The sequence below is a fragment of the Blastococcus sp. TML/C7B genome, from assembly GCF_016612845.1.
GTDB lineage: Bacteria > Actinomycetota > Actinomycetes > Mycobacteriales > Geodermatophilaceae > Blastococcus.
Genome location: NZ_JAEOAA010000001.1, coordinates 1,162,880 through 1,186,157, shown reverse-complemented (window position 1 = coordinate 1,186,157; position 23,278 = coordinate 1,162,880). Strand labels below are relative to the sequence as shown.

Annotated in this window: 23 protein-coding genes; 8 read left to right on the top strand and 15 right to left on the bottom strand. The window is 74.8% G+C overall.

The window, feature by feature from the left end:
• Positions 1 to 35: 35 nt before the first annotated feature.
• Together JKP76_RS05700 and JKP76_RS05695 are read right to left on the bottom strand one after the other, a co-directional pair.
• On the bottom strand, positions 36 to 299 hold the full coding sequence (locus JKP76_RS05700) for a hypothetical protein (protein WP_200489916.1): 264 nt from the start codon (positions 297 to 299) through the stop codon (positions 36 to 38).
• Between the two features lie 146 nt (positions 300 to 445).
• Positions 446 to 1,879 carry a bifunctional 3-(3-hydroxy-phenyl)propionate/3-hydroxycinnamic acid hydroxylase gene (locus JKP76_RS05695; protein ID WP_200489915.1) on the bottom strand — a complete coding sequence of 478 codons (1,434 nt, stop codon included), beginning with the start codon at positions 1,877 to 1,879 and terminating at the stop codon, positions 446 to 448.
• Between the two features lie 158 nt (positions 1,880 to 2,037).
• Here JKP76_RS05695 and JKP76_RS05690 point away from each other — a divergent pair, with 158 nt between their 5' ends.
• Positions 2,038 to 3,168: an NDMA-dependent alcohol dehydrogenase gene (locus JKP76_RS05690; protein WP_200489914.1), complete on the top strand. Its 1,131-nt coding sequence runs from the start codon at positions 2,038 to 2,040 to the stop codon at positions 3,166 to 3,168.
• Positions 3,169 to 3,190: 22 nt separating this feature from the next.
• Here JKP76_RS05690 and JKP76_RS05685 read toward each other — a convergent pair whose 3' ends face one another.
• The 5 genes from JKP76_RS05685 to JKP76_RS05665 form a co-directional block, all read right to left on the bottom strand.
• Positions 3,191 to 5,074, bottom strand: coding sequence for an AAA family ATPase (locus JKP76_RS05685; RefSeq protein WP_200489913.1), 1,884 nt, complete (start codon positions 5,072 to 5,074; stop codon positions 3,191 to 3,193).
• Between the two features lie 100 nt (positions 5,075 to 5,174).
• Positions 5,175 to 5,846, bottom strand: a complete 672-nt coding sequence (locus JKP76_RS05680) for a hypothetical protein (RefSeq protein ID WP_200489912.1) — start codon at positions 5,844 to 5,846, stop codon at positions 5,175 to 5,177.
• A 71-nt stretch (positions 5,847 to 5,917) separates the two neighbouring features.
• Positions 5,918 to 6,262, bottom strand: a complete 345-nt coding sequence (locus tag JKP76_RS22190) for a phosphotransferase (protein ID WP_200489911.1) — start codon at positions 6,260 to 6,262, stop codon at positions 5,918 to 5,920.
• A complete protein-coding gene (locus JKP76_RS22185; RefSeq protein ID WP_200489910.1) occupies positions 6,249 to 6,593 on the bottom strand; it encodes a phosphotransferase in 345 nt (114 codons plus the stop codon). The genes JKP76_RS22190 and JKP76_RS22185 overlap by 14 nt, the downstream gene beginning before the upstream one ends.
• A 27-nt stretch (positions 6,594 to 6,620) precedes the next feature.
• The gene (locus tag JKP76_RS05665) at positions 6,621 to 7,220 is read right to left on the bottom strand and encodes an MOSC domain-containing protein (protein ID WP_309229976.1); all 600 of its coding nucleotides are present in this window, start codon (positions 7,218 to 7,220) and stop codon (positions 6,621 to 6,623) included.
• Between the two features lie 62 nt (positions 7,221 to 7,282).
• On the opposite strand from JKP76_RS05665, the gene JKP76_RS05660 reads away from it, so the two are divergent.
• On the top strand, positions 7,283 to 8,593 hold the full coding sequence (locus JKP76_RS05660) for a M18 family aminopeptidase (protein WP_200489909.1): 1,311 nt from the start codon (positions 7,283 to 7,285) through the stop codon (positions 8,591 to 8,593).
• 55 nt (positions 8,594 to 8,648) lie between these two features.
• Here JKP76_RS05660 and JKP76_RS05655 read toward each other — a convergent pair whose 3' ends face one another.
• The gene (locus tag JKP76_RS05655) at positions 8,649 to 9,554 is read right to left on the bottom strand and encodes a DUF2382 domain-containing protein (RefSeq protein ID WP_200489908.1); all 906 of its coding nucleotides are present in this window, start codon (positions 9,552 to 9,554) and stop codon (positions 8,649 to 8,651) included.
• A 347-nt stretch (positions 9,555 to 9,901) separates the two neighbouring features.
• Between JKP76_RS05655 and JKP76_RS05650 the strand changes: the two genes are divergently transcribed.
• Positions 9,902 to 10,711, top strand: a complete 810-nt coding sequence (locus JKP76_RS05650) for a DUF3097 domain-containing protein (RefSeq protein ID WP_200489907.1) — start codon at positions 9,902 to 9,904, stop codon at positions 10,709 to 10,711.
• Between the two features lie 36 nt (positions 10,712 to 10,747).
• Positions 10,748 to 12,193 carry a hypothetical protein gene (locus JKP76_RS05645; protein ID WP_200489906.1) on the top strand — a complete coding sequence of 482 codons (1,446 nt, stop codon included), beginning with the start codon at positions 10,748 to 10,750 and terminating at the stop codon, positions 12,191 to 12,193.
• A gap of 101 nt (positions 12,194 to 12,294) precedes the next feature.
• Here JKP76_RS05645 and JKP76_RS05640 read toward each other — a convergent pair whose 3' ends face one another.
• Positions 12,295 to 13,125, bottom strand: a complete 831-nt coding sequence (locus JKP76_RS05640) for an aldo/keto reductase (protein WP_200489905.1) — start codon at positions 13,123 to 13,125, stop codon at positions 12,295 to 12,297.
• Positions 13,126 to 13,199: 74 nt separating this feature from the next.
• Positions 13,200 to 14,453: an MFS transporter gene (locus JKP76_RS05635; protein WP_200489904.1), complete on the bottom strand. Its 1,254-nt coding sequence runs from the start codon at positions 14,451 to 14,453 to the stop codon at positions 13,200 to 13,202.
• Between the two features lie 153 nt (positions 14,454 to 14,606).
• Between JKP76_RS05635 and moaA the strand changes: the two genes are divergently transcribed.
• The 4 genes from moaA to JKP76_RS05615 all read left to right on the top strand — a co-directional run bounded on the left by moaA (position 14,607) and on the right by JKP76_RS05615 (position 16,787).
• The gene (moaA, locus tag JKP76_RS05630) at positions 14,607 to 15,662 is read left to right on the top strand and encodes a GTP 3',8-cyclase MoaA (protein ID WP_200489903.1); all 1,056 of its coding nucleotides are present in this window, start codon (positions 14,607 to 14,609) and stop codon (positions 15,660 to 15,662) included.
• A 2-nt stretch (positions 15,663 to 15,664) separates the two neighbouring features.
• Positions 15,665 to 15,907, top strand: a complete 243-nt coding sequence (locus tag JKP76_RS05625) for a MoaD/ThiS family protein (RefSeq protein ID WP_200491282.1) — start codon at positions 15,665 to 15,667, stop codon at positions 15,905 to 15,907.
• A gap of 98 nt (positions 15,908 to 16,005) precedes the next feature.
• The gene (locus tag JKP76_RS05620; RefSeq protein WP_200489902.1) at positions 16,006 to 16,209 is read left to right on the top strand and encodes a hypothetical protein; all 204 of its coding nucleotides are present in this window, start codon (positions 16,006 to 16,008) and stop codon (positions 16,207 to 16,209) included.
• A gap of 65 nt (positions 16,210 to 16,274) precedes the next feature.
• Entirely contained in the window at positions 16,275 to 16,787 is a 513-nt protein-coding gene (locus JKP76_RS05615) for a histidine kinase (RefSeq protein ID WP_200489901.1), read from the top strand.
• Between the two features lie 16 nt (positions 16,788 to 16,803).
• Here JKP76_RS05615 and JKP76_RS05610 read toward each other — a convergent pair whose 3' ends face one another.
• From JKP76_RS05610 to JKP76_RS05590, 5 genes are all read right to left on the bottom strand, one after another.
• Positions 16,804 to 18,411 (bottom strand): GAF domain-containing SpoIIE family protein phosphatase, encoded by a 1,608-nt coding sequence (locus JKP76_RS05610; protein WP_200489900.1) that lies wholly within the window; start codon positions 18,409 to 18,411, stop codon positions 16,804 to 16,806.
• A 76-nt stretch (positions 18,412 to 18,487) separates the two neighbouring features.
• A complete protein-coding gene (locus JKP76_RS05605) occupies positions 18,488 to 19,318 on the bottom strand; it encodes an SRPBCC family protein (protein WP_309232856.1) in 831 nt (276 codons plus the stop codon).
• Positions 19,319 to 19,327: 9 nt separating this feature from the next.
• Positions 19,328 to 20,200 carry a xanthine dehydrogenase family protein subunit M gene (locus JKP76_RS05600; RefSeq protein WP_200489899.1) on the bottom strand — a complete coding sequence of 291 codons (873 nt, stop codon included), beginning with the start codon at positions 20,198 to 20,200 and terminating at the stop codon, positions 19,328 to 19,330.
• A gap of 28 nt (positions 20,201 to 20,228) precedes the next feature.
• The gene (locus tag JKP76_RS05595) at positions 20,229 to 22,724 is read right to left on the bottom strand and encodes a xanthine dehydrogenase family protein molybdopterin-binding subunit (RefSeq protein WP_200489898.1); all 2,496 of its coding nucleotides are present in this window, start codon (positions 22,722 to 22,724) and stop codon (positions 20,229 to 20,231) included.
• Entirely contained in the window at positions 22,721 to 23,197 is a 477-nt protein-coding gene (locus JKP76_RS05590) for a (2Fe-2S)-binding protein (RefSeq protein ID WP_200489897.1), read from the bottom strand. Before JKP76_RS05590 ends, JKP76_RS05595 begins: the two co-directional genes overlap by 4 nt.
• Positions 23,198 to 23,278 lie beyond the last annotated feature (81 nt).

The following is a 23,278-nucleotide window of genomic DNA, read 5'->3' as shown; positions in this document are numbered from 1 at the left end:
CCACGAGCTACCGGCATCCGCGGAATCCGTCCGGATCAGTCCCGCCCGGGCGCTCCGGGAGCGAGGAGCGCGACGCGGCGGTGCACGCGGGCGCGCAGGTAGGAGTGCCCGACAGCCGCCGCCAGCCACACCGGGACCGTTCCCCACACCCACGCGGGCCCGGTGAGCGCCACACCCACGGCGAGGACGGCGCACAGCACGAACAGGGCCGGCGCCCAGTAGCGCTGCCGGTCGAGCACCCGGAGGTGGTCCTCGGCGAGCTCGAGGGCGGCCTCGCGCTCGTCCGGGTCGTCGGGCACCGGACCGCTCCCCGACGCGGCGCGACGCACGCGCCGCCCCACTGCCCTGGGGGACTGGTCCTCCGGATCGTCGAGTCGCGCGCGCATCCCCCGATGGTGCCTCGTACGTGCGGTGGCGCGCGGCCACCCCTGCCGCGCGGCGCAGCTCAGCGCGCCGCGGTGACGATCCGATCAGGGCGGATCTGCGCCGCGGTCGCGCCGCCCAGCCAGCGCCGCAGCGTGCCCGACGGGTCCTGCACCTGCACCTCGCTGCCGTCCGCCCGCCGCACGCACAGCTCCGCGGTCAGCGTCGCCGCCCCGACACCGAGGACGTCGTCCAGCCGGCACCGGCGCCCGTCGACCTCCACCCAGGGCTGCGGCGCCAGCGAGCCCGCCAGCCGTCGTCCCGCCCGGCCGCGCCGGTCCACCAGCGGCCCGCGCAGCGGCGGCGTCCTGCTGTCGGTGGCCAGCCGGGCCACCGCCGGGATCCTGCGGACGACGGCGAGCACGGCCCGCCGCAGCACCGCCGCGCCCCGGCCGCCCCCGGTCATCAGCCGGCCGAGCAGCAGCGCCAGCCGGATCAGCGCGCGGGCGTGCGGCTCGCGCTCGGCCCGGTGGCTGTCCAGCAGCGCGTCGTCGGCCTCCCCGGCGAGGACGGCGGCGAGCTTCCAGCTCAGCTGGTGCACGTCCCGCAGGCCCAGCCCCAGGCCCTGCCCGACGAACGGCGGCGTGAGGTGGGCGGCGTCGCCGGCCAGCAGCACCCGCCCGGCCCGCCAGCGGTCGGCCAGCTGCGCCCGGAAGGTGTACTCGACCGCCCGCACCACCTCCACCGCCGCGAGGTCGACCGGCGCGAGCAGCCCGGCGAGGCGGGCGGGCTCCACCAGCTCGGCGGCGGTCTCCCCCGGCAGCAGGCGGAACTCCCAGCGGTACCGGTCGCCGGTCACCGGCATGGACGTCGCGGCACGCGCCGGGTCGCAGACCTGGGTGACCCCCGGCCACAGCGGCAACGGCGCGGGCGACCGGACGTCGAGCACCAGCCAGCGGTCGGCCGGCCCCAGGTCGCGCATGCGCGCGCCGATCAGGTCGCGGACGGTGCTGTTGGCGCCGTCGCACCCCAGCACCGCCGCCGCGCGGACGGACCGGTCCGCACCGCCGTCCCGGTCCCGCACGGCCAGCGTGACGCCGTCGTCGTCCCCGGACAGGCCCGTGACCTCGCAGCCGCGGCGCAGCTCGACGCCGGGCGTGCGCGCGACGGCGGCCGCCAGCAGCGCCTCCAGGTCGGGCTGGTGCACCAGCGAGCCGGGCGGCCAGCCGTTCGCCCCGGCACCCGGCTGCCGGCGGAACTCGGCCAGCACCGCGCGCGCGGCGTCGACCAGCCGCAACCCGGCCATCGGACGGGTCAGCGGCGCCAGGTCGTCGGCGACGCCGGCGTCCTGCAGCACGCGGAACACCTCGTCGTCCAGGTGCACCGCGCGGGGCAGGGCGTAGGGGGTGCGGTGCCGCTCGAGCACCAGCACCGGCAGGCCGCGGCGGGCGAGCAGCAGCGCCGCCGTCAACCCCACGGGCCCGGCGCCGACCACGACCACGGGCTCGCCGGACACGCGCCCAGTGTCACCGGGTCCCCGGTGAGTCGTCATCCGGGCGCGGGGACGGGCCCCCCGACCTTGACGGGTGGGGCCGAGGTGCTAAGAGTGACCCGGAGCACTGTCGTGCTGCGAACCCGCCACCTCTGGTGGGTCTCGGATCGAAGGGACATCTGTTGAAGACCAAGGGCGCGATTCTGTGGGGCGTGGGCGAGAAGTGGTCGGTCGAGGAGATCGAGGTCGCTGACCCCGTCGCCGGTGAGGTCATGGTCGAGCTGGCCGCCTCCGGCCTGTGCCACTCCGACGAGCACCTCGTCACCGGCGCCACCCCGGTCGGCTTCCCCAGCCTCGGCGGCCACGAGGGCTCCGGCCGGGTCGTCAAGGTCGGCCCCGGCGTGACCGACCTGAAGGAGGGCGACCACGTCGTCACCGCCTTCATCCCCGCCTGCGGCAAGTGCCCGCCGTGTTCGCGCGGGCAGCAGAACCTCTGCGACCTCGGCGCCCACCTGCTCGGCGGCAAGGCGATCTCCGACGGCACCCACCGGGTCACCGCCAAGGGCCAGGGTGTCTCGCCGATGTGCCTGCTCGGCACCTTCTCCCCCTACATCACCGTGAACCAGGCCTCGGTCGTGCGCATCGAGCCGGACATCCCGCTCGAGATCGCCGCCCTCGTGGGCTGCGGCGTCACCACCGGCTGGGGCTCCGCGACCAAGGTCGCCGACGTCCGCCCCGGTGAGAACGTCGTCGTCATGGGCGCCGGCGGCGTCGGCATGAACGCCGTGCAGGGCGCTGCGGCGGCCGGCGCGAAGCGCGTCATCGTCATCGACCCGGTCGCGCAGAAGCGCGAGTGGGCCATGGAGATGGGCGCCACCCACACCTACGCGAGCATCGAGGAGGCCACCCCCCAGATCAACGAGCTGACCTGGGGCCGGATGGCCGAGAAGGTGATCATCACCGTCGGTGACATCCAGGGCGAGGACGTCGCCGCCGCCATGAGCATCACCGGCAAGGGCGGGCGCGCGGTCGTCACCGGCATGGGCAGCTTCGACAAGGTCGACGTCAAGCTCAGCCTGTTCGACCTCACCCTCATGCAGAAGGACCTGCAGGGCGCCATCTTCGGTGGCATGGCCCCGCGCAACGCCATCCCCGAGCTGCTCTCGCTCTACCAGGCCGGGCAGCTCAAGCTCGAGGAGCTGGTGACCACGAAGTACAAGCTCGAGGACATCAACCAGGGCTACCAGGACATGCGCGACGGCAAGAACATCCGCGGCATGATCGTCTACACGGACGCCGACCGGAACCTGTAGGTCGCAGCCCTCGGGCCCGTCCTCACCCCAGCAAGCGGGTGAGGGCGGGCCCGAGGTCGTTCAGCGACCGGACCGGCTCCATCCGCCCGTTCCCGCGCGCGGCCAGCAGGCGGGCGGCGTCCAGCGCCTCGCCGCTGGGCAGCGGACAGAGCACGTGCAACCGGTCGATGCCGGCCAGCGCCGTCTCGGCCGGCTCCCCCGCCGTCGACAGGCAGTCCGACAGCAGGACGACGACCCGCTCGTCCGCCGTCGCCGGGGACAGCTGACGCCGGGCGCCGCGCAGCGCCACGGCGAGGTCGGTCTTCCCGTGCCCGCGCAGCCCCACCAGGTCGAGGACGACGTCCTCCGCGGCCCGGTGCCGGCCCAGCGCCTGCAGCACGGTCAGGTCGTCGGCGAAGGTCAGCACGCTGGTCTGCAGCCGCTCGTCCGCGGCCAGCACGACCCCGGCGGCCGCGACCGCGGCGATCGCCACGCCGAGCCCCTGCATCGAGCCCGAGCGGTCGACCACGAGGCAGACCGCGCGCCGGGAACCGGTCCAGTTGCGGGTGACCAGGTCCTCGGCGGCCGGCGGCCAGATGCCCGACCAGCGGTCCAGCGTGCGGTCCAGGTCGAGGTCGCCCTCGGGACGGCGGGTCGGCACCAGCCGCCGGGTGCCGCGCGCCCGGGTGGTGCCCACCCGACCCACCTGCACGAACACCCGGGCGGCCAGCCGGCGGGCGGCCGAGCGCAGCTCGCGGTCGGTTGCGGTGGCCAGATCGGCCAGCAGGGCGGCCGCGGCGTCGGGGTCGGCCCCCATCAGCCCGGCGAAGGCGTCCTCGTCGAGCTCGCCCACCTCGGGGCTGACCTCGGAGAAGGCCTGGTGCCGCAGCTGCATCTCCCGGCGGCCGGTGGACGACGGGCCGCGCCGGGACGCGGCGTCGCGCCGCGGGATGCTGGGCTGCTCGGTGCCCGTCTCAGCCGACGGGCCCGGCGCTTTTCCCTGACCACCACCCGCGAGATCGGGGGCCTCGCCGGGGCTGCCCCCACCGGGCTCCGGTGGCACCGAACCCACCGGCCACACGTCGTCCAGGATCTCGTCGAGCACGGCCTCCGGCGTCCGCTCGACGCCCTCGGTGACCCGGATCCGGCCGGACAGCGCGGCGTGCGTGGCATCGCGGGCGGTCTCGCGGCCGCCGGCGAGCTGCTCGCCGCGCATCCGCAGCAGGCCGTCGAGCAGCAGCACCAGGTCGATGGCGCCGCGCACCGATGAGCCGGTGCGCAGGTCGCGGTGCGCGCGGGTGGCCCGCACCAGGCCGACGGCCAGCGCGATCTGCGGCTCCGCGGCGCCCGTGACGCCGGCGACGATGGCCCGCTCGGCCTCCTCGGGCTGGTAGTCGAGGACCACGCGGCACATGCGGTCGGCGATCGCCTGCCCGACGCGGGCGGTGCCGATCGCGTCGAACGGGTTCATGGCGGCGATCAGCCGGAAGCCCGACGTGGCGTGCACCGTGCCCAGCCGCGGCACGGCGATCTCGCCCTCGGTGAGCACCGTGATGAGGACGTTGAGCGTCTCCTCGGGGATCCGGTTGAGCTCCTCGAGGTAGAGCAGGCCCGCGCCGCGCATGGCGGTGAGCAGCGGGCCGTCGGTGAAGTTCTCCGGCAGGTACCCGCCGGCCAGGACCGCGGAGGGGTCGTACTGGCCGATCAGCCGGGCGGGGGTGAGCTCGGCGTTGCCCTCGACGAAGACGACGTCCTGACCGGTCTCGGCGGCCACGGCGCGCAGCAGGGTGGACTTGCCGGTGCCCGGCGGGCCCTCCAGGACGACGTGCCGGTGCGTGGCGAGCGCGACGGAGAGCACCTCGCGCTCGCGCCGCAGCCCGACGACGGGGCCGGGGACCGGGGGCTCGGTCGGGCGTTCGACGGTCATGGGGCCTTCCTGGGGGCGCGGCTCGACGGCCGCCGGGGATGCGGGGCGACGGGACCGGCCGGGACCCGAGGGGCCCCGGCCGGTCCGGCTGAGCGGCTGGTCAGCCGCCCATGACGCTCTCGAGGTCGAGGACGTCCTTGGGCGCGGAGATGTCCTTCTTCTCGCCGTGGTCGCTGAAGGTCACCGTGCCCTCGGAGTCGTCGCCGCCCTTCATCTGCAGAGGGTAGGCCGGGTCGTCGTCGGCGACGGTCAGCTGGCTGCCGTCCTCCTGCTCGACGATGACGACGTCGTCGCCGTCCAGCTCGTCCTTGCGGGTCTCGTCCTTGACGTCCTCCCCCGAGCGCAGCTCGTCGGCGATGCCGGCCAGGGAGAAGTCGGCGAAGCCCTCGGCGGCGTCGCCGGGGACGGCCACCCACTTGCCGTCGAACTCCGCGGCGGCCTCCTCGGGCATGCCGAAGGACGCCCAGAACTCCGGCGCGGCCTTCATGTAGACGTCGCCGTCGACGCTGATCAGCTCGATCTCGACCCCGCCGAGGGTGATCGTGCCGGAGGCGTCGTCGTCCTGGAGCTGGAGGTCGACCTCGCCCTCCTCGCCGTCGGTGGTCATCGTGCCGGCCATGTGCACCGCGCCGGACTCCTCGAGCGCGTCCGCGGCGAGCTCGGCCACCTCGGAGCCGGTCTTCCCCTCCAGCGGGCTGTCACCGCCGCACGCGGTGAGCAGGAGCGCGCCGGTGACCAGCACGGCGGGGGCGGTGAGCGAACGGATGCGCATGGGACTCCTCGAGACGCGGACCTGGTGATCCGGGGCGCCCAGGATCCTGCCAGGAAGCAGTGACGCAGCGCTCACCCGCGGTCCGCGAGGCGCCGGACAGCTGCGCGTTCGCCCTCGCCCAGGTTGCGGTCGGCCAGCCGGCGGGCGGCCGCCACCGGCAGCGCGGCGGCGAGGTCCAGGCCCGCGGCGCGGCGGAAGAGCCGGGCGAACGTGCCCTGCGCGGCCCCGACGACGGCGGCCTGCAGGCGGCCGCCGGGCACGCTGCCCACGGACATCGCCAGCCAGGCGTCGGCGACGTCCACCTCCGGCCGGCCACGCGCGGCGTTGGTCCAGTCGATGACCACCGGCCCGTCGGCGGTGAGCAGCACGTTGTCCGGGTGCAGGTCCAGGTGCAGCAGGGCGTCACCTTCCCCCACCGGGCCCTCCCACCGGCCGGTCGAGCCAGTCCGGCGCCGGCACCGCGTGCACCAGCCGGTGCACCCGGGCCAGCGCGCGGGCCTGCGCCGGCAGCGTCCAGGGCCGGCGCGCCAGGGCGGCGGTCATCGTCGGCCCGGTCGCCCGCGCCATGACCAGGTCGGGGCCGTCGACGTCGAACACCTCCGGCACCGGGAGGCCGTGACTGCGCGCGTGTGCCATGACGGCGGCCTCCCGGTCGGCCGTCTTCCCCGGGTCGCGGTAGCGACGCAGCACCCGGCCGCCGTCGAGGGCGAAGACGTCCGCGTCCCGGCCGGCGCCCAGCAGCTGCACGGCCGGGAGTCTGGCAGAGCGCCGTCCTCAGCGGGGGCGCGCCGGGCGCACCGCCCGGCCCGCCGCCGCGGGGTCCAGCGGCACGGCCGAGCGGAGGACGGCGGGGCCCAGCCGCAGCACGCCGTCGCGGAGCGCCGCGCAGCGGATCCCGGCCCGGCCGCGCAGCCCGCGGTGGGCGCCGGGCGCGAGCGCGGTGTCCAGCCAGGCGCAGGGGTTGGCCGGACGTCCGCCGCGGAGCCGCACCTCGCCGGCGCCGCAGTCGAGCGAGAACTCCTGCCCCCGCAGGGCCTCGACCTCCGCGCCCCGTAGGACGACGGTGCGCCGGGCGAGCAGTGGATCCAACGGGCCCGCGCCCAGCTCCGCGGCGAGCGCGTCCACCGCCTCGGCGGCCAGCACGGTGACCTGGGCGTCGCGGTGCGCCGGGCGGCCCGCGTAGCGGTCGCCGACGACGCCGTGGCCGGCCCGCACCTCGACCTCCGTCCGCCGGTCGCCGTCCTGCTGGGGGAGGGCCGGCCCCGGGCGGCCGTCGTAGCGGTGCGCGGGCGAGGCCACCAGCCCGACGATCTCGACGTCGTAGACGTGCGGAAGGGCAGAAATGGCCATCTCTGCCCCGGTGGGCGGGGACACGACCGGGAGCATCCCACCGGCGGCCGGGGCCGTGCCGGCCGGCGTCGGGCACGATGGCGGGCATGCCGACGCCGGACGCCCCCACCCCCGACTCCGCCGCTCGCGACGAGCTGGCCCTGGGCGACGACCTGCGGGCGTTCGTGGACGTCTCGCCCTCCCCCGGCCACGCGGTCGCCGAGCTGGCCCGCCGGCTGACCGCCGCCGGCTTCACCGAGCTGGCCGAGGCCGAGCGGTGGCGGGTGAGCGCCGGCGGCCGGCACTTCGTCGTCCGAGCCGGCAGCCTGATCGCCTTCCGGCTCGGCAGCGGCGCCCTCGGCGACACCGGGATGCGGCTCGTCGGCGCGCACACCGACAGCCCGACGTTCAAGGTCCGCCCGCACGCCGACGTCCGGCAGGCCGGGTACCGGCTGGTGGGCGTCGAGCCCTACGGCGGCGGCCTGTGGCACACCTGGCTGGACCGCGAGCTGACCGTCGCCGGCCGGGTGGTCCTCCGCGGCGGGGGAACGGAGCTGGTTCGGCTGCCCGGGGCGCCGCTGCGCTTCCCGTCGCTGGCCATCCACCTGGACCGCTCGGTGCGCGAGGGCCTCACCCTCGACCCCCAGCGGCACCTGGTGCCGGTGTGGGACGGCGACCTCGGCGAGGAGCCCGGCCTGCTCGAGGCGGTCGCCGCCGCGGCGGGAGCGACCCCCGGCGACGTCGTCGGGCACGACCTGGTGCTCGCCGACACCCAGCCCGCCGCGCGGGCCGGCGCCGACGGCAGCTGGATCGCCGCCCCGCGCCTGGACAACCTGACCTCCTGCCACGCCGGCCTGCTCGCCCTGCTGGCGGCGCCCGCCGGCGAGCGGACCCAGCTGCTCGTGTGCAACGACCACGAGGAGGTCGGCAGCGGCTCGATGGCAGGAGCGCGGGGCAGCTTCCTCGAGGACGTCGTCCGCCGGTTGGCCACCGCCACCGACCCGGGCGACGCCGAGGCGGTGCACCGGGCGATCGCCCGCTCGGTGCTGGTCTCGGCCGACATGGCGCACGGCGTGCACCCGACCCGCGCCGAGCGCCACGAGCCGGCCCACCAGCCGCGGCTGGGCGGTGGGCCGGTCGTGAAGCTCAACGCGAACCAGGCCTACGCGACGGACGCCGCGACCGGCGGCTGGTTCCGCGAGCGCTGCGCGGAGGCCGGCGTCCCGTCGCAGTCCTTCGTCATGCGCGCCGACCTCCCGTGCGGCAGCACGATCGGCCCGCTGACCGCGACCCGGCTGGGGATCGCGACCGTCGACGTCGGCATGGCCCAGCTGGCCATGCACTCCTGCCGCGAGGTCGCCTCGGCGCTCGACGTCCCGCTCATGGTGGACGCGCTCACCGCCTGCCTCGCGGACTGAGCACGGCGACCGGCCGGGGCTGATCGTCCGGCCGGCCGCCGCAGGTCAGGGTCGCTCAGCGGCGTCGCTCGTCGTCCCGGAAGCCCTCCCGGGCGTCGTCGCGGACGCCCTCCCGGACGCCGTCGACCTCGATCTCCTCCTTGCGGAGGTCGGCCGAGACCTGCTCCTGCTCGGTGACGGTCTCCTTGTCCAGGCGGACGCGCTCGACCGGCACGGCCTCCTTCTCGACGACGGCCCGCTCGGCGTGCAGCGTGACCTCGTGCTCCTCCTCGCTGATCGCCGGGCCGTCCATCGCCCGGCCCGCGTTGGCGTCGGTGATCGGCTCGCGCTCGACGCGGACCTCCTCGCGGGTGACCGGCACGCTCTCGGTCACGTTCTCGGTGACCACGTACTTGCGCAGCCGCGCCCGGCCCACCTCTTCACGGGTGGTGCCGACGGTCATGCGCTCCTCGGAGCGGGTCATGGCGTCGTCGGTCGTCGGGCCGGAGGTGTCGTGCCCGACCGTGCCGTGCCGGTTGGTGTCGCGGTCGGTGCCCACGGTGCCGGTGCCGGCCATGTGCCGGCCGGAGGTGTCCTCCATGGCCATGCCGGTGGTGGACTCGGTGCCGGCCAGGTGCTCACGGCCGGTCGTCTCGGTTCCCGTGCCGCCGGCGCCCATGCCGTAGTAGCGGTAGAGCTCCTGCTCCTCCTGCGGCGAGAGGTGACCGTCCGTGTCGATCTTCGGGGCGTCCTTCACGCGGTCCTTGCTCACCGGGACGCGCAGGCCCTGGTCGGTGAGGTCGGCGTCGCGGATGGGGACGAAGGACTCCTTGGTCCCGAACAGGCCGGTGCGCACGGTGACCCACTCGGGGCGGCCGGTCTCGTCGTCCAGGTACACCTCCCCGGCGGAGCCGATCTTCTGGCCGGACTCGTCGTAGACGTCCTTGCCGATCACGCGGTCGAGGGTCTCGGTACCGATCATCGCGGGTGCGCTCCCATCAGGATGCGGGTGTTCCGGTCACCCGTCTGGGTGACCGGGAGGTGCCGGGCGAAACGATCGCGCCCCATCCGGTGTCCCGAGCCGTACCGGAACGCCACCGGGATACCCGTGACGCGGAGTGACGATCGCAGCGGCATCGGGGGTATCCGTGCTGCTGAGCGGCGCGCGGGGGTCGCGCGAGATCGTTCGGTTGCGAGACGCAACCGACTCGATCGGTCGTTCACGCTGAGCAACCGGGGCCCAGTCGGGCGTGTCCGCCCGAGCGCGGCAGCGCACCCGCCCGGCGCGTCGTCCCGGGCGCGGCGCGCGGGTCTGCCTAGCGTCGTCGAGTGCCTCCCCGTTCGCCGTACGACAACCTCGTCCACCCGCGCACGCAGAAGAAGCCCGTGCCCACCGTCGAGGCCGAGAAGGACCTCGTCGTCGAAGACCCGAGCTCGGGCTTCGTGGGCGCCGTCGTGCGCTGCGAGAAGGACGTCGTCCACCTCGAGGACCGCTTCGGCCGCGTGAAGGGCTACCCGCTGGGGCCGGGCTTCTGGGTCGACGGCCGGCCGGTCGTGCTGGTGCGGCCGAAGCAGGCGGCGGCGACCGGGCCCGCGCGCAGCGCCTCGGGCTCCACCTACGTCGCCGGTGCGCGGGCGCGGGTCGCGCGCGAGGGCCGCATCTACGTCGAGGGCAAGCACGACGCCGAGCTGGTCGAGAAGGTCTGGGGCCACGACCTGCGGATCGAGGGCGTCGTCGTCGAGCCGCTGCACGGCGTCGACGACCTGCCGGGGATCGTGCGGGAGTTCCGCCCCTCGTCGGGACGGCGCCTCGGCGTGCTGGTCGACCACCTGGTGCGCGGGTCGAAGGAGTCGCGGATCGCCGAGCAGGTCACCGGCGCCCACGCGCTCGTCGTCGGCCACCCGTACATCGACATCTGGCAGGCCGTGAAGCCGTCCGTCGTCGGCATCGAGGCGTGGCCGACCGTGCCCAAGGGCGAGGACTGGAAGACCGGCGTCTGCCGGCGGCTGGGCTGGGAGGACGACACCGGCTACGTCTGGGCGCAGCGCATCCTCGCCCGCGTGCGCACCTGGACCGACCTGGAGCCGCAGCTGATCGGCCGGGTCGAGGAGCTGATCGACTTCGTCACGACCGACTGAGACCCCGCCGAGACCTGTCGCGGGCACGATGCGCCCGTGACCTCGCGGATCAGGGTGCGGACGGCGGTGCTGGCCGCCCTCGTGGTGGCGGGCGTGAGCGGGTGCGCGGACACGGGTGACGACGCCGGCGCGCCCGGGTCCGTGGCGGGCGAGGGCCCCGCGCGTCCGGGGGCAGGGGGTGACGAACTGGTCGTCGACGCGCTCCCGCTGGAGGCGCCGGTGATCATCGACGCCGTTCCCGAGGGGCTGCTGCTCACCGGTCTCAGCTACCGGCCACCGGAGGACGACCTCTGGTTCAACGACGCCGCAGGCGACTACCTGCCGGCCCGCGCGACGCTCTACGGCGATCCGGCGCTGGCCGACACCCTGGACGGGCCGGTCGTGCTGGTCGGGACGAGCACGGGGTCGGCCACCATCGCCGGCCCGGGCTACGAGGCGCCGGGCGAGGAGGTCGACCTGGGCAGCGACCTCCCCGGTCGGGTGGTGCCCGACTCCGACCGGACCTGGGTGGTGCTCGAGGGCAACGACTACACCGAGTTCGTCGTCGGCCGGGGGATCGACGACGACGAGCTCGTCGCGGCCGCGCGCGGCGCGGACTTCGCATCGGCCACCACCGCGCTCGCCGCGGACGCCGTGCCCGCCGGGCTGGAGCCGCTCATCGCCGGGAGCGCGCAGGACCGGCCCGGATCCGGGGCGGGGGTGCACATGTTCCTCCGGGGCGACGGGACCCAGGTCACCGTGAACGCCGTGCGGGCCGATCCGCGCCTCGCGGCGCTGTGGGGCTTCTGGCTCGAGGACGCCAGCGGGACCACGGTCCGTGGCAACCCGGGTTCTGCCGGCGACCTGCAAGGCGCCAACGTGGGCGACCCCGACGCACGGGGGCGGGTCTGGGCGGAGGACGGCCTGGTCATCTCCGTCGTCGTGACCATGGGCGCGGACAGGGACCGGGCCGGGGACCGGGAGCAGGTCCTCGACCAGGTCGTCGAGGCCCTCCGCGTCGGGACGTGGGAGGAGTTCGAGGCGCTGGACGGGGAGATCCAGAGCCGCCCGCCGACCGCGGTGGAGTCGCCCTGCCCGTCGGACAGCGGCTACACGAGCGGGGTGGAGGGGAACTCCCGCTGGGTGTTCCAGCTGGCACCGAACCCCTACTCCAGCTGGGGCGAGTGGAGCACCTGCTCCTTCGATCTCACCTCCGGCGGCGGCAACGGCGGGTCGGTGCTGCCACCGCCGCTGGGCGAGCTGGCCGTCAGCGGCTTCGGTTCCGGGATCGTGGGCGGCGTGGCCCCACCGGGGACGACGCGGGTCACGGTGACCGCCGTCGACGGGAGCACGCGGGACGCCGTGCTCGCCGCCGACGGGCCGCGCCCCGGTGAGCGGGTCTGGGGCACCTACCTGCCGGTGTTCCCACCGCCGGGTGGCACGGCGCCGTTCACCGTGACGGCCTACGACGCGGCCGGCGCCGTCCTGGCCACCTCCGGCTAGGTGCTCCTCCCCTCCCGAACCGGCGAGATCGCCGATCTCGCACGCCCGGAGGCCCGGGAACGTGCGAGATCGGCGATCTCGCCGGGGTGGGGTGGATCAGGTCAGCGGGGGATGTAGTTGAACGTGTCCGGGTCGGGGCCGGTGCGCTCGCCGCGGTCCAGCCCGGTCAGCGCCGCCATGTCCGACGTCGACAGCTCGAAGTCGAACAGCGCGAAGTTCTCCTCCATGCGCGTGCGTGACACCGACTTCGGGAAGACGACGTCGCCGCGCTGCACGTGCCAGCGCAGCACGACCTGCGCCGGCGTGCGCTCCAGGCGCTCGGCGATCGCGGTGATGGCCGGGTCGTCGAGCACCTTGCCCTGCGCGATCGGCGACCACGCCTCGGTGACGATCTCGTGCTCGGCGTCGAAGGCCCGCAGCTCGTCCTGCGCGAGGTAGGGGTGCACCTCGATCTGGTTCACCGCCGGCCGCACCTCGGTCTCGTCGAAGAGCCGGCGCAGGTGGTGCGCCTGGAAGTTGGAGACGCCGACGGCCCTGGCGCGGCCCCCGGCGTAGATCTCCTCCATGGCCTTCCAGGTCTCGACGAAGTCGACGTCGATGCCGGGCAGCGGCCAGTGGATGAGGAACAGGTCCAGGTGGTCGGTGCCGAGGTCGGCCAGGGTCCGGTCGAAGGCGCGCAGCGCGTCGTCGCGGCGGTGGAAGCCGTTGTTCAGCTTGCTGGTCACGAAGATCTCGCCGCGGTCGATGCCGGAGCGGGCGATGGCCTCGCCGACGCCCTTCTCGTTGCCGTACATCTCCGCGGTGTCGATGTGCCGGTAGCCGACCTCGAGCGCCTGGGCGACGACGTCGGCGGTGTCCTCCGGCGGGACCTGGTAGACGCCGAACCCCAGCTGGGGGATCTCGACGCCGTTGTTCAGAGCGATGGTGGGCACGGCCACAGGAAAGGTCCTCTCGACGGGAAACGGCCCCCGCGCGACGGGTCGTGCGCGATCGGGCCGTCCACCGCCTACCCCTGCGTCGCGGCGTTCACCCGTTCCACCGGGGTCGCGGCCGACACAGCCGCCCGCTCCCGCAGCAGCGGCGCCCCGACGAGCGCGAGCACGCCGGCGAGCGCGGCGGCGAGGGCCGGCACGGCGAACGCCCGCTCCGCGCCCCACGCGTCGACGGCGGCGCCCGCCAGCGCCGAGCCCGCGGTGACGCCGAGCGTGAGGCCGGTGATCGTCCAGGCCAGCGACTCGGTGAGCACGCCCCGACCCACCCGGGACTCGACCAGCGAGGTGCCCGACACCAGGACCGGCGCGATGGTCAGCCCGGCGAGGAAGCCGCAGAGGGCGAGCAGCAGCAGCGAGCCCACGGCCCACAGCAGCTGGGCGGCCAGGGCGAAGGCCACCGCCGTCGCCACGAACCGTCCGGCCAGCGACGCGGCCGGGCGGGCCAGCCCGTAGACCAGGCCCGCGACCAGGCTGCCGAGGGCGAACACCGCCAGCGCCAGACCGGAGAACGCCTTGGCGCCCTCGGCCTCGGCGAACCCGATGACGACGACGTCGATCGCGCCGAACACCGCCCCCACGGCCAGGTAGGTGAGCGCGACGACCAGGAGCGCCGGGGTGAGCACGGAGCGGTGCCGGCCCGAGGACGGCGTCTCGCGCGGGTGCAGCGGCGGCTCGCTGGCGCGCAGCGAGGCCAGGGCCAGGCCACCGGCCACGCCCAGCAGGATGCCGGTGAGGAAGCCGACCTCCGGCGCGACCAGGGTGGCCAGCAGCGTCACCAGCGGCGGGCCGACGATGAACACCACCTCGTCGACGACAGCCTCGAAGGCGAACGCCGTCTGCCGGCCCGCGGGGTCCAGCGCCGCCGACCACCGGGCGCGCACCATCGAGCCGACGTTGGGCGCCGAGGCGCCGGTCAACGCGGCCAGCAGGAACCAGCTCCACCGCGGGGCGCCGGTCTGCACCGCCACGGCGAAGGCGACGCCGGTGAGCAGCATCGCCGCCATCGCGACCCGCAGCACGACGCCCTGCCCGCGGCGGTCCATGGCCCGGGCCCACTGCGGGCCGGCCAGGGCGAAGCTCAGCGCCAGCGTGCCGGAGACGGCGCCCGCGAGGCCGTAGCTGCCGGACGCCTCCTGGACCAGGAGGACCGCGCCCAGCCCCAGCATCGGGGCGGGCAGCCGGGCGACCCAGCCGGCGAGGGCGAACGCCCGCGCGCCGGGCACGGCGAACAGGCGGCGGTAGGGATCGAAGACGGTGCGGGGTGACACGGGCTGCTCGCGCTTCCTGGCCACGGGCGAGTGCGGGCCCAGAGCTCCGCCGGTCCCTCGGGTGGCAGCCGGGAGCCTAGCTCCGGGACGGCTCCGGGCACCGCCGCATTTCCGGCCCCGGCATCCGTCGTCCCACAGGGATACATTCGCCCCATGACCGGCGCCGAGCTCCCCGACCCGGTGGTCCGGCGCGCCGTGCCGCCCCCGGCGCCGGGCTCCGGCGGGCTGGTCGACCGGCACGGCCGGGTGGCCACGGACCTCCGGGTGTCGCTGACCGACCGCTGCAACCTGCGCTGCACCTACTGCATGCCGCCCGAGGGCCTGGACTGGCTGCCCAAGGTCGAGGTGCTCACCGACGAGGAGATCGTCCGGCTGGTGCGCATCGGCGTGGAGCACCTCGGCATCGAGGAGGTCCGGTTCACCGGCGGCGAGCCGCTGCTGCGCCCGGGCCTGGTCGGCATCGTCGCCGGCGCGACCGCGCTCACGCCGCGGCCCGAGGTCAGCCTGACCACGAACGCGATCGGCCTGGCCCGGGTCGCGCCGGCACTGGCCGCGGCGGGGCTGGACCGGATCAACGTCAGCCTGGACACCGTCGACCGCGACCGGTTCAAGCAGCTCACCCACCGAGACCGGTTCGACGACGTCCTGGCCGGGCTGGCCGCCGCGCAGCGCGCCGGGCTCACGCCGGTCAAGGTCAACGCCGTCCTGCTGCGCGGCATGAACGAGGACGACGCCGTCCCGCTGCTCGACTTCTGCCTGGAGCACGGCTACCAGCTGCGGTTCATCGAGCAGATGCCGCTGGACGCCCACCACGCCTGGACCCGCGGCGAGATGGTCACCGCCGAGGACATCCTCGAGCGGCTGTCCGCGGCCCACACGCTCACGCCGGACACCGAGGCCCGCGGCTCCGCGCCCGCCGAGCGCTGGCTCGTCGACGGCGGGCCGGCCACCGTCGGCGTCATCGCGTCGGTGACCCGGTCGTTCTGCGGCAGCTGCGACCGCACCCGGCTCACCGCCGACGGCCAGATCCGCAACTGCCTGTTCGCCCGCGAGGAGTCCGACCTGCGGACGCCGCTGCGCGAGGGGGCCACCGACCAGGAGATCGCCGACCGCTGGCGGATCGCCACCCTCGGCAAGCTGCCCGGGCACGGCATCGACGACCCGTCGTTCCTGCAGCCGACCCGGCCCATGTCCGCGATCGGGGGGTGAGGATGCCCGTCACCGTGCGCTACTTCGCCGGCGCCCGCGCGGCCTCCGGCGTGGACACCGAGATCCGCGAGGCCGCCTCGCTGGACCAGCTGGTCGGCCAGATCGTCGACACCCACGGCGCCCGGATGGCCAAGGTCCTCACCGCCTGCTCGTTCCTGGTGGACGGAACGCAGACCCGGGACCGGTCGTTGGAGCTCTCACCGGGCGCCGTCGTGGACGTACTGCCCCCGTTCGCCGGAGGGTGACAGGCCCGGGAGCATCGCAGCGAGGAACGAGCGAGGAGCGGATCGGGCCGCGGAGCCCGACCAGTGCTACAGCGGGTGACGGGCGGGAGGATGGGCGCATGAGCATCTTCGAGAAGGCCAAGGCCAAGGCCGAGGAACTGCTGGGCCGCGCCGAGCAGGTGTACGGCGAGTCCCACGGGGATGCGGCGGCCACCGTCGCCGGCGAGGCGCACCTCATGGAGGCGCAGGCCGAGGAGGAGACCCTCGAGCGCGCCGACCGGCCGGAGGACCCGGACGACGACGGGCTCGCCGGCGTCCGCTGACCGGCGTCCGCTGACCGGCGCACGCTCCGGTTGACGCCGGGGGCGCGGAGGCGGAATGTGCCGACATGGTTCCGGATCACCTCGGCGACGTCGCCCCGTGGCGTGACTGGTGCTCGGCCGCGGAGGGGGCGCTGCGCTTCCTCGCCGGGTACGTGGGCTGGGACGTCTGGCTGGTCACCCAGGTCGTCGACGAGCGCCAGGTGATCCTGCTGGCCCACCCCGAGGGTGCCGCCGCACCGGGCATGGAGCTGCCCTGGGAGCGCAGCTTCTGCCGCCAGATGACGGAGGGACGCGCGCCGCGGCTGGCCACCGTCACCGCGGCCGTCCCCGCGTACGCCTCCCGCACGACCGGCTCGATCGCCGACGTAGCGGCCTACGTGGGCGTGCCGCTGGTGCGTGCCGACGGCGCCCTGTTCGGCACGCTGTGCGGGGTGGCGTTCCGCGCCAAACCGCGCAGCGCGGTGCGCGAGCTGCGGGTGGTCGAGGCCGCCGCCCGCATGCTCAGCACGCTCATGGCGGCCGGGATGGACCCGCCGCCGCTGCCCGAGCGCCCGGTCGGCGGCTCCGGCGTCGGCTAGCAGCGTCCAGTGATGTCTAGTCGCGTCGGACCCGCAGCCGGATCGCGACGAGGGCGACGTCGTCCTCGGCGCGGCCGTCCACCATGCGCTCGATGATCTCGTCGCAGAGCTCGGCCAGGGGCCGGTCGGCCAGCTCGCCGGCGATCCTGCGCAGCCGCGCCATCCCGGTGTCCAGGTCGCGGGTCCGGCGCTCGATCAGCCCGTCGGTGAACATCAGCACCGTCGTCCCCTCGGCCAGCCGCACCTCGCTGTCCCGCCGGAGCGCACCGGGGTCGACCCCGAGCATCAGGTCGCCCTGCCACTCCCCCAGCTCGGCGAGCGTCCCGTCGGGGTGGATCACGAGCATCGGCAGGTGCCCGGCGTTGGACCAGCGCATGCGGACCGCACCCGGTGCCGCGCCGTCGCCGTCGGCGGGCTCGAAGCTGGCGACGGCGGCCGTCGCGTAGGTGTCCGCCCGCAACTGGTCCATGGCGCCGTCCAGGCCGCGGAGCACCTCGGCCGGGGAGCCGTCGCTGTAGCTGGCGATGCCCCGCAGCAGCGAGCGCAGCTGGCCCATCGACGCGGCCGCCTCGGTGTCGTGGCCGACGACGTCGCCGATGACCAGCACCGACCGCCCCGAGGGCTGGACGAACGCGTCGTACCAGTCGCCGCCGACGCGGGCGGCCTCGGCGGCCGGGGTGTACCGCACCACGATCTCCGCGTGCGGCGGCTGCACCGGGGCGGTGAGCAGGCTGCGCTGCAGGCCCTCGGCGAGCTGCCGCTGCTGGTCGTACATGCGGGCGTTGTCCAGCGCCAGCCCGATGCGGTCGGCGACCTGCCGGGCGGTGGCGACGTGCCGCTCCTCCGGCGGCTCGGTGCCGGGCAGCATGAGGGTGAGCGCCCCGACCACGCGGGCGTGCCCGCGCAGCGGCAGCGTCATCCCGTACCCGATGCCGAACGACGCCAGCAGCGGCCGCGCCTCACCCTCCGGCAGGCTCGCCCGGGCCTCGGCCGCGGTGAGGAGCACCGTCTCGCCGCCGCGCAGGGCCCGCAGGATCGGGGCGTCGGCGGGCAGGTCGGCCAGCCGGACCTCGGCGTACCGCTCGACCGCGCCGCGCGCGGCCGGGTCGACGTGCCACGAGCCGACGCTGCGCGGGCGGCCGTCCTCGTCCAGAAGCGTGACCAGGGCGCCGTGCCCGAGGACGGGGACGACGAGCTCCGGGATGCGGGCCGCCGCCGCCCGGATGTCGAGCGTGCCAGCCAGCTCGGCGCCCACGCGGTCCAGCAGCGCCAGCCGGTCCTGCGCCACCCGCCGGTCGGTGACGTCGGAGAAGTAGAAGTACAGCCCGCCGTCGTCCACCGGCTGGGCTTCGACGTCGTACCAGCGGTTGAGCGGCTCCGGGTAGAAGGACTCGATGGTCCGCACCACGCGGTCGATCATCGTCGCCCGGTAGGTGCGGCCGAACTCGTTGTCCAGGTTGGCCGGGTAGGCCTCCCAGTAGTCGCGGCCGACCAGGTCGCTCGCCGCCAGCCGCAGGGACTGCTCGGCAGCCGGGTTGATGTGCGTGATCACCCAGTCGGCGCTGACGGACATGAAGCCGACCGGCATCGAGGAGAGCACGCGGTCGCCGTCGGGTCGGCTCATCTCCGGCTCCCTCCGGTCGCGCGATCACCGCGCGGATGCCCGGAGAGGTGCGGCGGCGGAGACCGTCGCGGTTCAGTTATGCCACGCCGGGTCGTGCACACTCAAGTCCCCACAGCGCGAATTCCGCGCACCGCCGCTCCTCCCGGGGTGTCAGCGGCGGCGCCGGCCGAGCAGGTAACCCAGCAGCAGCAGGGCGAGGCCCAGGGCCGCAGGCCCCGGCGAACCGGGCGGCCGCGGCCCCGCCGGCGACCTCGAGCAGGTTGATCGCCTCCGGCTCCGCCTGCCGCGCGGCCGGCGCGGGTGCCGGGGCAGGCGCCGCCGCCGGCTCGTCGATCGGCCGGGCGATCGAGGGGACCGACCGCACCGCCTCGGCGACCGGTTCCTCGACGGCGGGCTCGGTGGTGGCCGCCTCGGACGCAGGTGCCGCGACCGCCGCCACGGGCGCCGGCGCCTCCACCCGGTCGCCCTCGCCGAGCTGCGCGGCGAGCTTGTCGGCGAACTGGCCGAGCAGCTTGTTGCCGACGTCGGTCATGACGCCCCGGCCGAACTGGGCGGGGCGGCCGGTGATGTTCAGGTCGGTGAGGACGTCGACCCGCGTGTGGTCGCCCTCCTCGGCCAGCGTCGCGGTGACGACGGCGGCCGCGGTGCCGTTGCCCCGCTGGTCCTTGCCGCGGGCGTCGATGACGGCGCGGTGCGCGGCCTCGTCCTTCTCCACGAACGAGGCCTTGCCCTGGTAGGTCATCGTGATGACGCCGAGCTTCACCTTGACCCGGCCGGTGAAGTCGTCACCGGTGACCGAGTCCAGGACGGCGCCGGGCATGCAGGGGGCGATCCGCTCGATGTCGAGCAGCACCCGCCACGCCTCGTCGACGGGAACCGGGACGGTGAACGAGTTCTCGAGTTGCACGTGACACCCCTACGTCTGGAGACCGGCCGCTGCGCTGACCGCCCGGCGGGTGAGCACCTGGGCGAGATGCGCACGGTAGTCGGCCTTGGCGTTGAGGTCGTCGCTGGGCGAGGTTCCCTCGGCGGCGTGCCGGGCAGCCTCGGCCACGGCGTCGGCCCCGGCGACCGCGCCGGCCAGCGCCTGCTCGGACGCCGTCGCCCGCAGCGGGGTCGGGCCCATGTTGGTGAGCCCGATCCGCGCCTCGGCGATGTGCCCGTCCTCCCGCCGCACCGCCGCCGCGACGGCGACGATCGACCACGCCTGGGCGACGCGGTTGAACTTCTCGTAGTGCATGCCCCACTGGCCGGCCAGCTTCGGCACCCGCACCTCGACCAGCAGCTCGTCCTCGGCCAGCGCCGTCGTCAGGTAGTCGACGAAGAACTCCCGCGCCGGCACGGTGCGCCGCCCGCCCGGCCCGGCGAGGACGAACTCGGCGTCCAGGGCCAGCGCGACCGCCGGCAGGTCGCCGGCGGGGTCGGCGTGCGCCAGCGCCCCGCCGAAGGTGCCGCGGTGCCGGACCTGCCGGTCCGCGACGGTCTCGGTCGCCTGGGCGATCAGCGGCGCGTGCTGCGCGATGAGCGGGTCGGAGACGACGTCGGAGTGCGTGGTCATCGCGCCGATCACCAGTGCCCCGTCGTCACCGCCCTCCTCCCGCACGCCGCGCAGCTCGGTCACCCGGGTGAGGTCCACGACCATGGACGGCGCCGCGAGGCGCAGCCGCATGACCGGGATGAGCGACTGCCCGCCGGCGAGGACCTTGGCGTCCTCGCCCCCCGCGGCCAGCGCCTGCAGCGCCTCGTCCACCGTGGTGGGCCGGGCGTAGTCGAAGGCCGCGGGGATCACTGCTCGTCTCCTTCGTCGACTCGGCGGATCATCGGTCGCCTCCCAGGCGGGACTCCGGCGTCGAGACGCCGGCGGTGGTCTCGGTCTGCGCGCCGCCGTAGGCGTTGGTGCCCGCGGGAGCGCGATCCCCGCCGTCCCCGCCCTGGTGGAGAGCCCGCCAGACGCGTTCGGGGGTGAGCGGCATGAGGATGTCGGACACCCCGAGGTGCCGGACGGCGTCGAGCGCGGCGTTGACGACGGCGGGCGTGGAGGCGATGCAGCCGGCCTCGCCCACCCCCTTGGCGCCGATCGGGTTGCCGGGTGCCGCGTGCACCGTGTTGCCGGTGTCGAAGTGCGGCAGGTCGGCGGCCGAGGGCACGAGGTAGTCGACGAAGGTGCCGGTGGTGAGGTTGCCGTCGTCGTCGTAGACGGCCTCCTCGTAGAGCGCCTGCGCGATTCCCTGGGCCAGGCCCCCGTGGATCTGCCCCTCCACGATGAGCGGGTTGACGATCGTCCCGACGTCGTCCACGCAGGCGTACTTGCGGATCGTCACCATCCCGGTCTCGGTGTCGACCTCCATCGCGCAGACGTGCGTGCCGTGCGGGAAGGAGAAGTTGACCGGGTCGAAGGTGGCGTCGGCGTCGATCGACGGCTCCACGCCGTCGGGGAAGTTGTGCGCGGCGAAGGTGGCCAGCGCGATCTCCTGGATGGAGACGCCGCTGCCCGGCGTGCCGCGCACGGAGAACGTGCCGCCCTCGAACTGGAGGTCGTCCTCGCTGGCCTCCAGCAGGTGGGCGGCGACGGTGCGGGCCTTGGCGACCACCTTCTGCGCGGCGTTGACCACCGCGGCGCCACCGACCACCAGGGACCGGGAGCCGTAGGTGTCCATGCCGCGGGGGGAGATCGCGGTGTCGCCGTGCAGCACCTCGACGTCCTCGAACGGCACGCCCAGCTCGTCGGCGACCAGCTGGCTCCACGCCGTCTCGTGCCCCTGCCCGTGCGGGGTGGAGCCGGTGACCACCTCGACCTTGCCGGTGGGCAGCATGCGGATCGAGGCGTGCTCCCAGCCGCCGGCACCGTAGGAGAGCGAGCCGAGCACCCGCGAGGGCGCCAGGCCGCACATCTCGGTGAAGGTGGAGAACCCGATGCCGAGCTGGACCGGGTCGCCGGACTCCCGGCGGCGGCGCTGCTCCTCGCGCAGCTCGTCGTAGCCGAGCAGCTCCAGCGCCTGCCGGGTGGCCTGCTCGTAGTCGCCGCTGTCGTACTCCAGGCCGGCGACCGTAGTGAACGGGAACTCCTCGGCCCGGATCCAGTTCTTCCGGCGCAGCTCCAGCGGGTCCATGCCCAGCTCGACGGCGAGCTCGTCCATGATCCGCTCGATCGCGAACGTCGCCTCGGGCCGGCCGGCGCCGCGGTAGGCGTCGGTGGGCGTCTTGTTGGTGAAGACGCCCTGGCAGTCGAACCGGTAGGCCGGGAACTTGTAGATCGCCGGGAACATGAACGCGCCCAGGATCGGCACGCCCGGGGTGACCAGCCGCAGGTAGGCACCCATGTCGGCGAGGAGGTGGACCTTCAGGCCCCGCACGGTGCCGTCGCGGTCGGCAGCGATGTCGATGAACTGGACCTGGTCGCGGCCGTGGTGGGCGCTCATCAGCGACTCGCTGCGGGTCTCGGTCCACTTGACCGGCTTGCCGAGCCGCTTGGCCACCAGGAGCGTGAGCACCTCTTCCGGGGTGACCTGCAGCTTGCCGCCGAAGCCGCCGCCGACGTCCGGGGCGATGACCCGCAGCTTGTGCTCCGGGATGCCGGTGGTCATCGCCAGCATGATCCGCAGGATGTGCGGCACCTGGGTCGAGGACCACATGGTGAAGTTGTCGCCCTGCGGCTGGACGACGGTGGAGCGCGGCTCCATGAACGCCGGGATCAGCCGCTGCTGGACGAACCGCCGGCTGACGACGACCTCGGCGCCCGCGAACGCCTCGTCGGTGCTCCCGCCGGTGCCCGCCTCGCCGGACTCGAAGATCCACCGGAAGCTCTCGTTGGTCGAGACGTGGTCGTGGGTGAGAGCGGCGCCGTCGGCCAGCGCCTGCTCCATGTCAAGGACGACCGGTAGCGGGTCGTAGTCGACGTCGACCAGCTCGACGGCGTCCTGGGCGGCGGTCTTGCTGCGCGCCACGATGACCGCGACCGCCTCGCCCACGTGGTTGACCTCGTCGACGGCGACCGAGGGGTGCCCGGGGTTCACCATCGTGTCGGTGACCGGCCAGGCGCACGGGATCGAGCCCTGCTCCTCGGCCAGGTCGCGGCCGGTGAACACGGCGACGACGTTCGGCGCCGAGCGGGCCGCCTCGACGTCGACCGACAGGAGCTTGGCGTGCGCGACCGGGCTGCGGACGACGGCGAGGTGCAGCATCCCGGGCAGCACCATGTTGTCGGTCCAGGCCGTCCGGCCGGTGATCAGCCGGGCGTCCTCCTTGCGCGCGCGGGCCTGCCCGACCTCCTTCGCCGGTCCGGCGGTCGCCGGCCGGTCCTCGACGGCCGTCACTGCTGCGCTCCGCGCATCTCGGCCGCGCCCTGCTGCACGGCGCGGACGATGTTCTGGTAGCCGGTGCAGCGGCAGAGGTTGCCCTCGATGCCCTCGCGCACCTCGTGCTCGCTGGGGTCGGGGTTGTCGCCGACCAGGTCGATCGAGGCCATGATCATGCCCGGCGTGCAGTAGCCGCACTGGAGGCCGTGCAGCTCGTGGAACGCCTTCTGCATCGGGTGCAGCCCGCCGTTCTGCGCGATCCCCTCGATGGTGGTGACCTCGCTGCCGTCGGCCTGGACGGCCAGCACCGTGCAGCTCTTCACCGCCTCGCCGTCGAGGTGCACCGTGCAGGCGCCGCAGTTGCTGGTGTCGCAGCCGACGACGGTCCCGACCTTGCCGAGCTGCTCCCTCAGGTAGTGGACGAGCAACGTGCGCGGTTCGACCTCGTCCGTGTAGGACGCCCCGTCGACGCGTACCGAAATCTGGGTCACGAGTCCTCCGCTCGGATCGCTGCTGCGGCGTGACCGCCGGGTCCCGGCCGGGTCACGTGCCCCGAGTCTTACCCGAGGGAC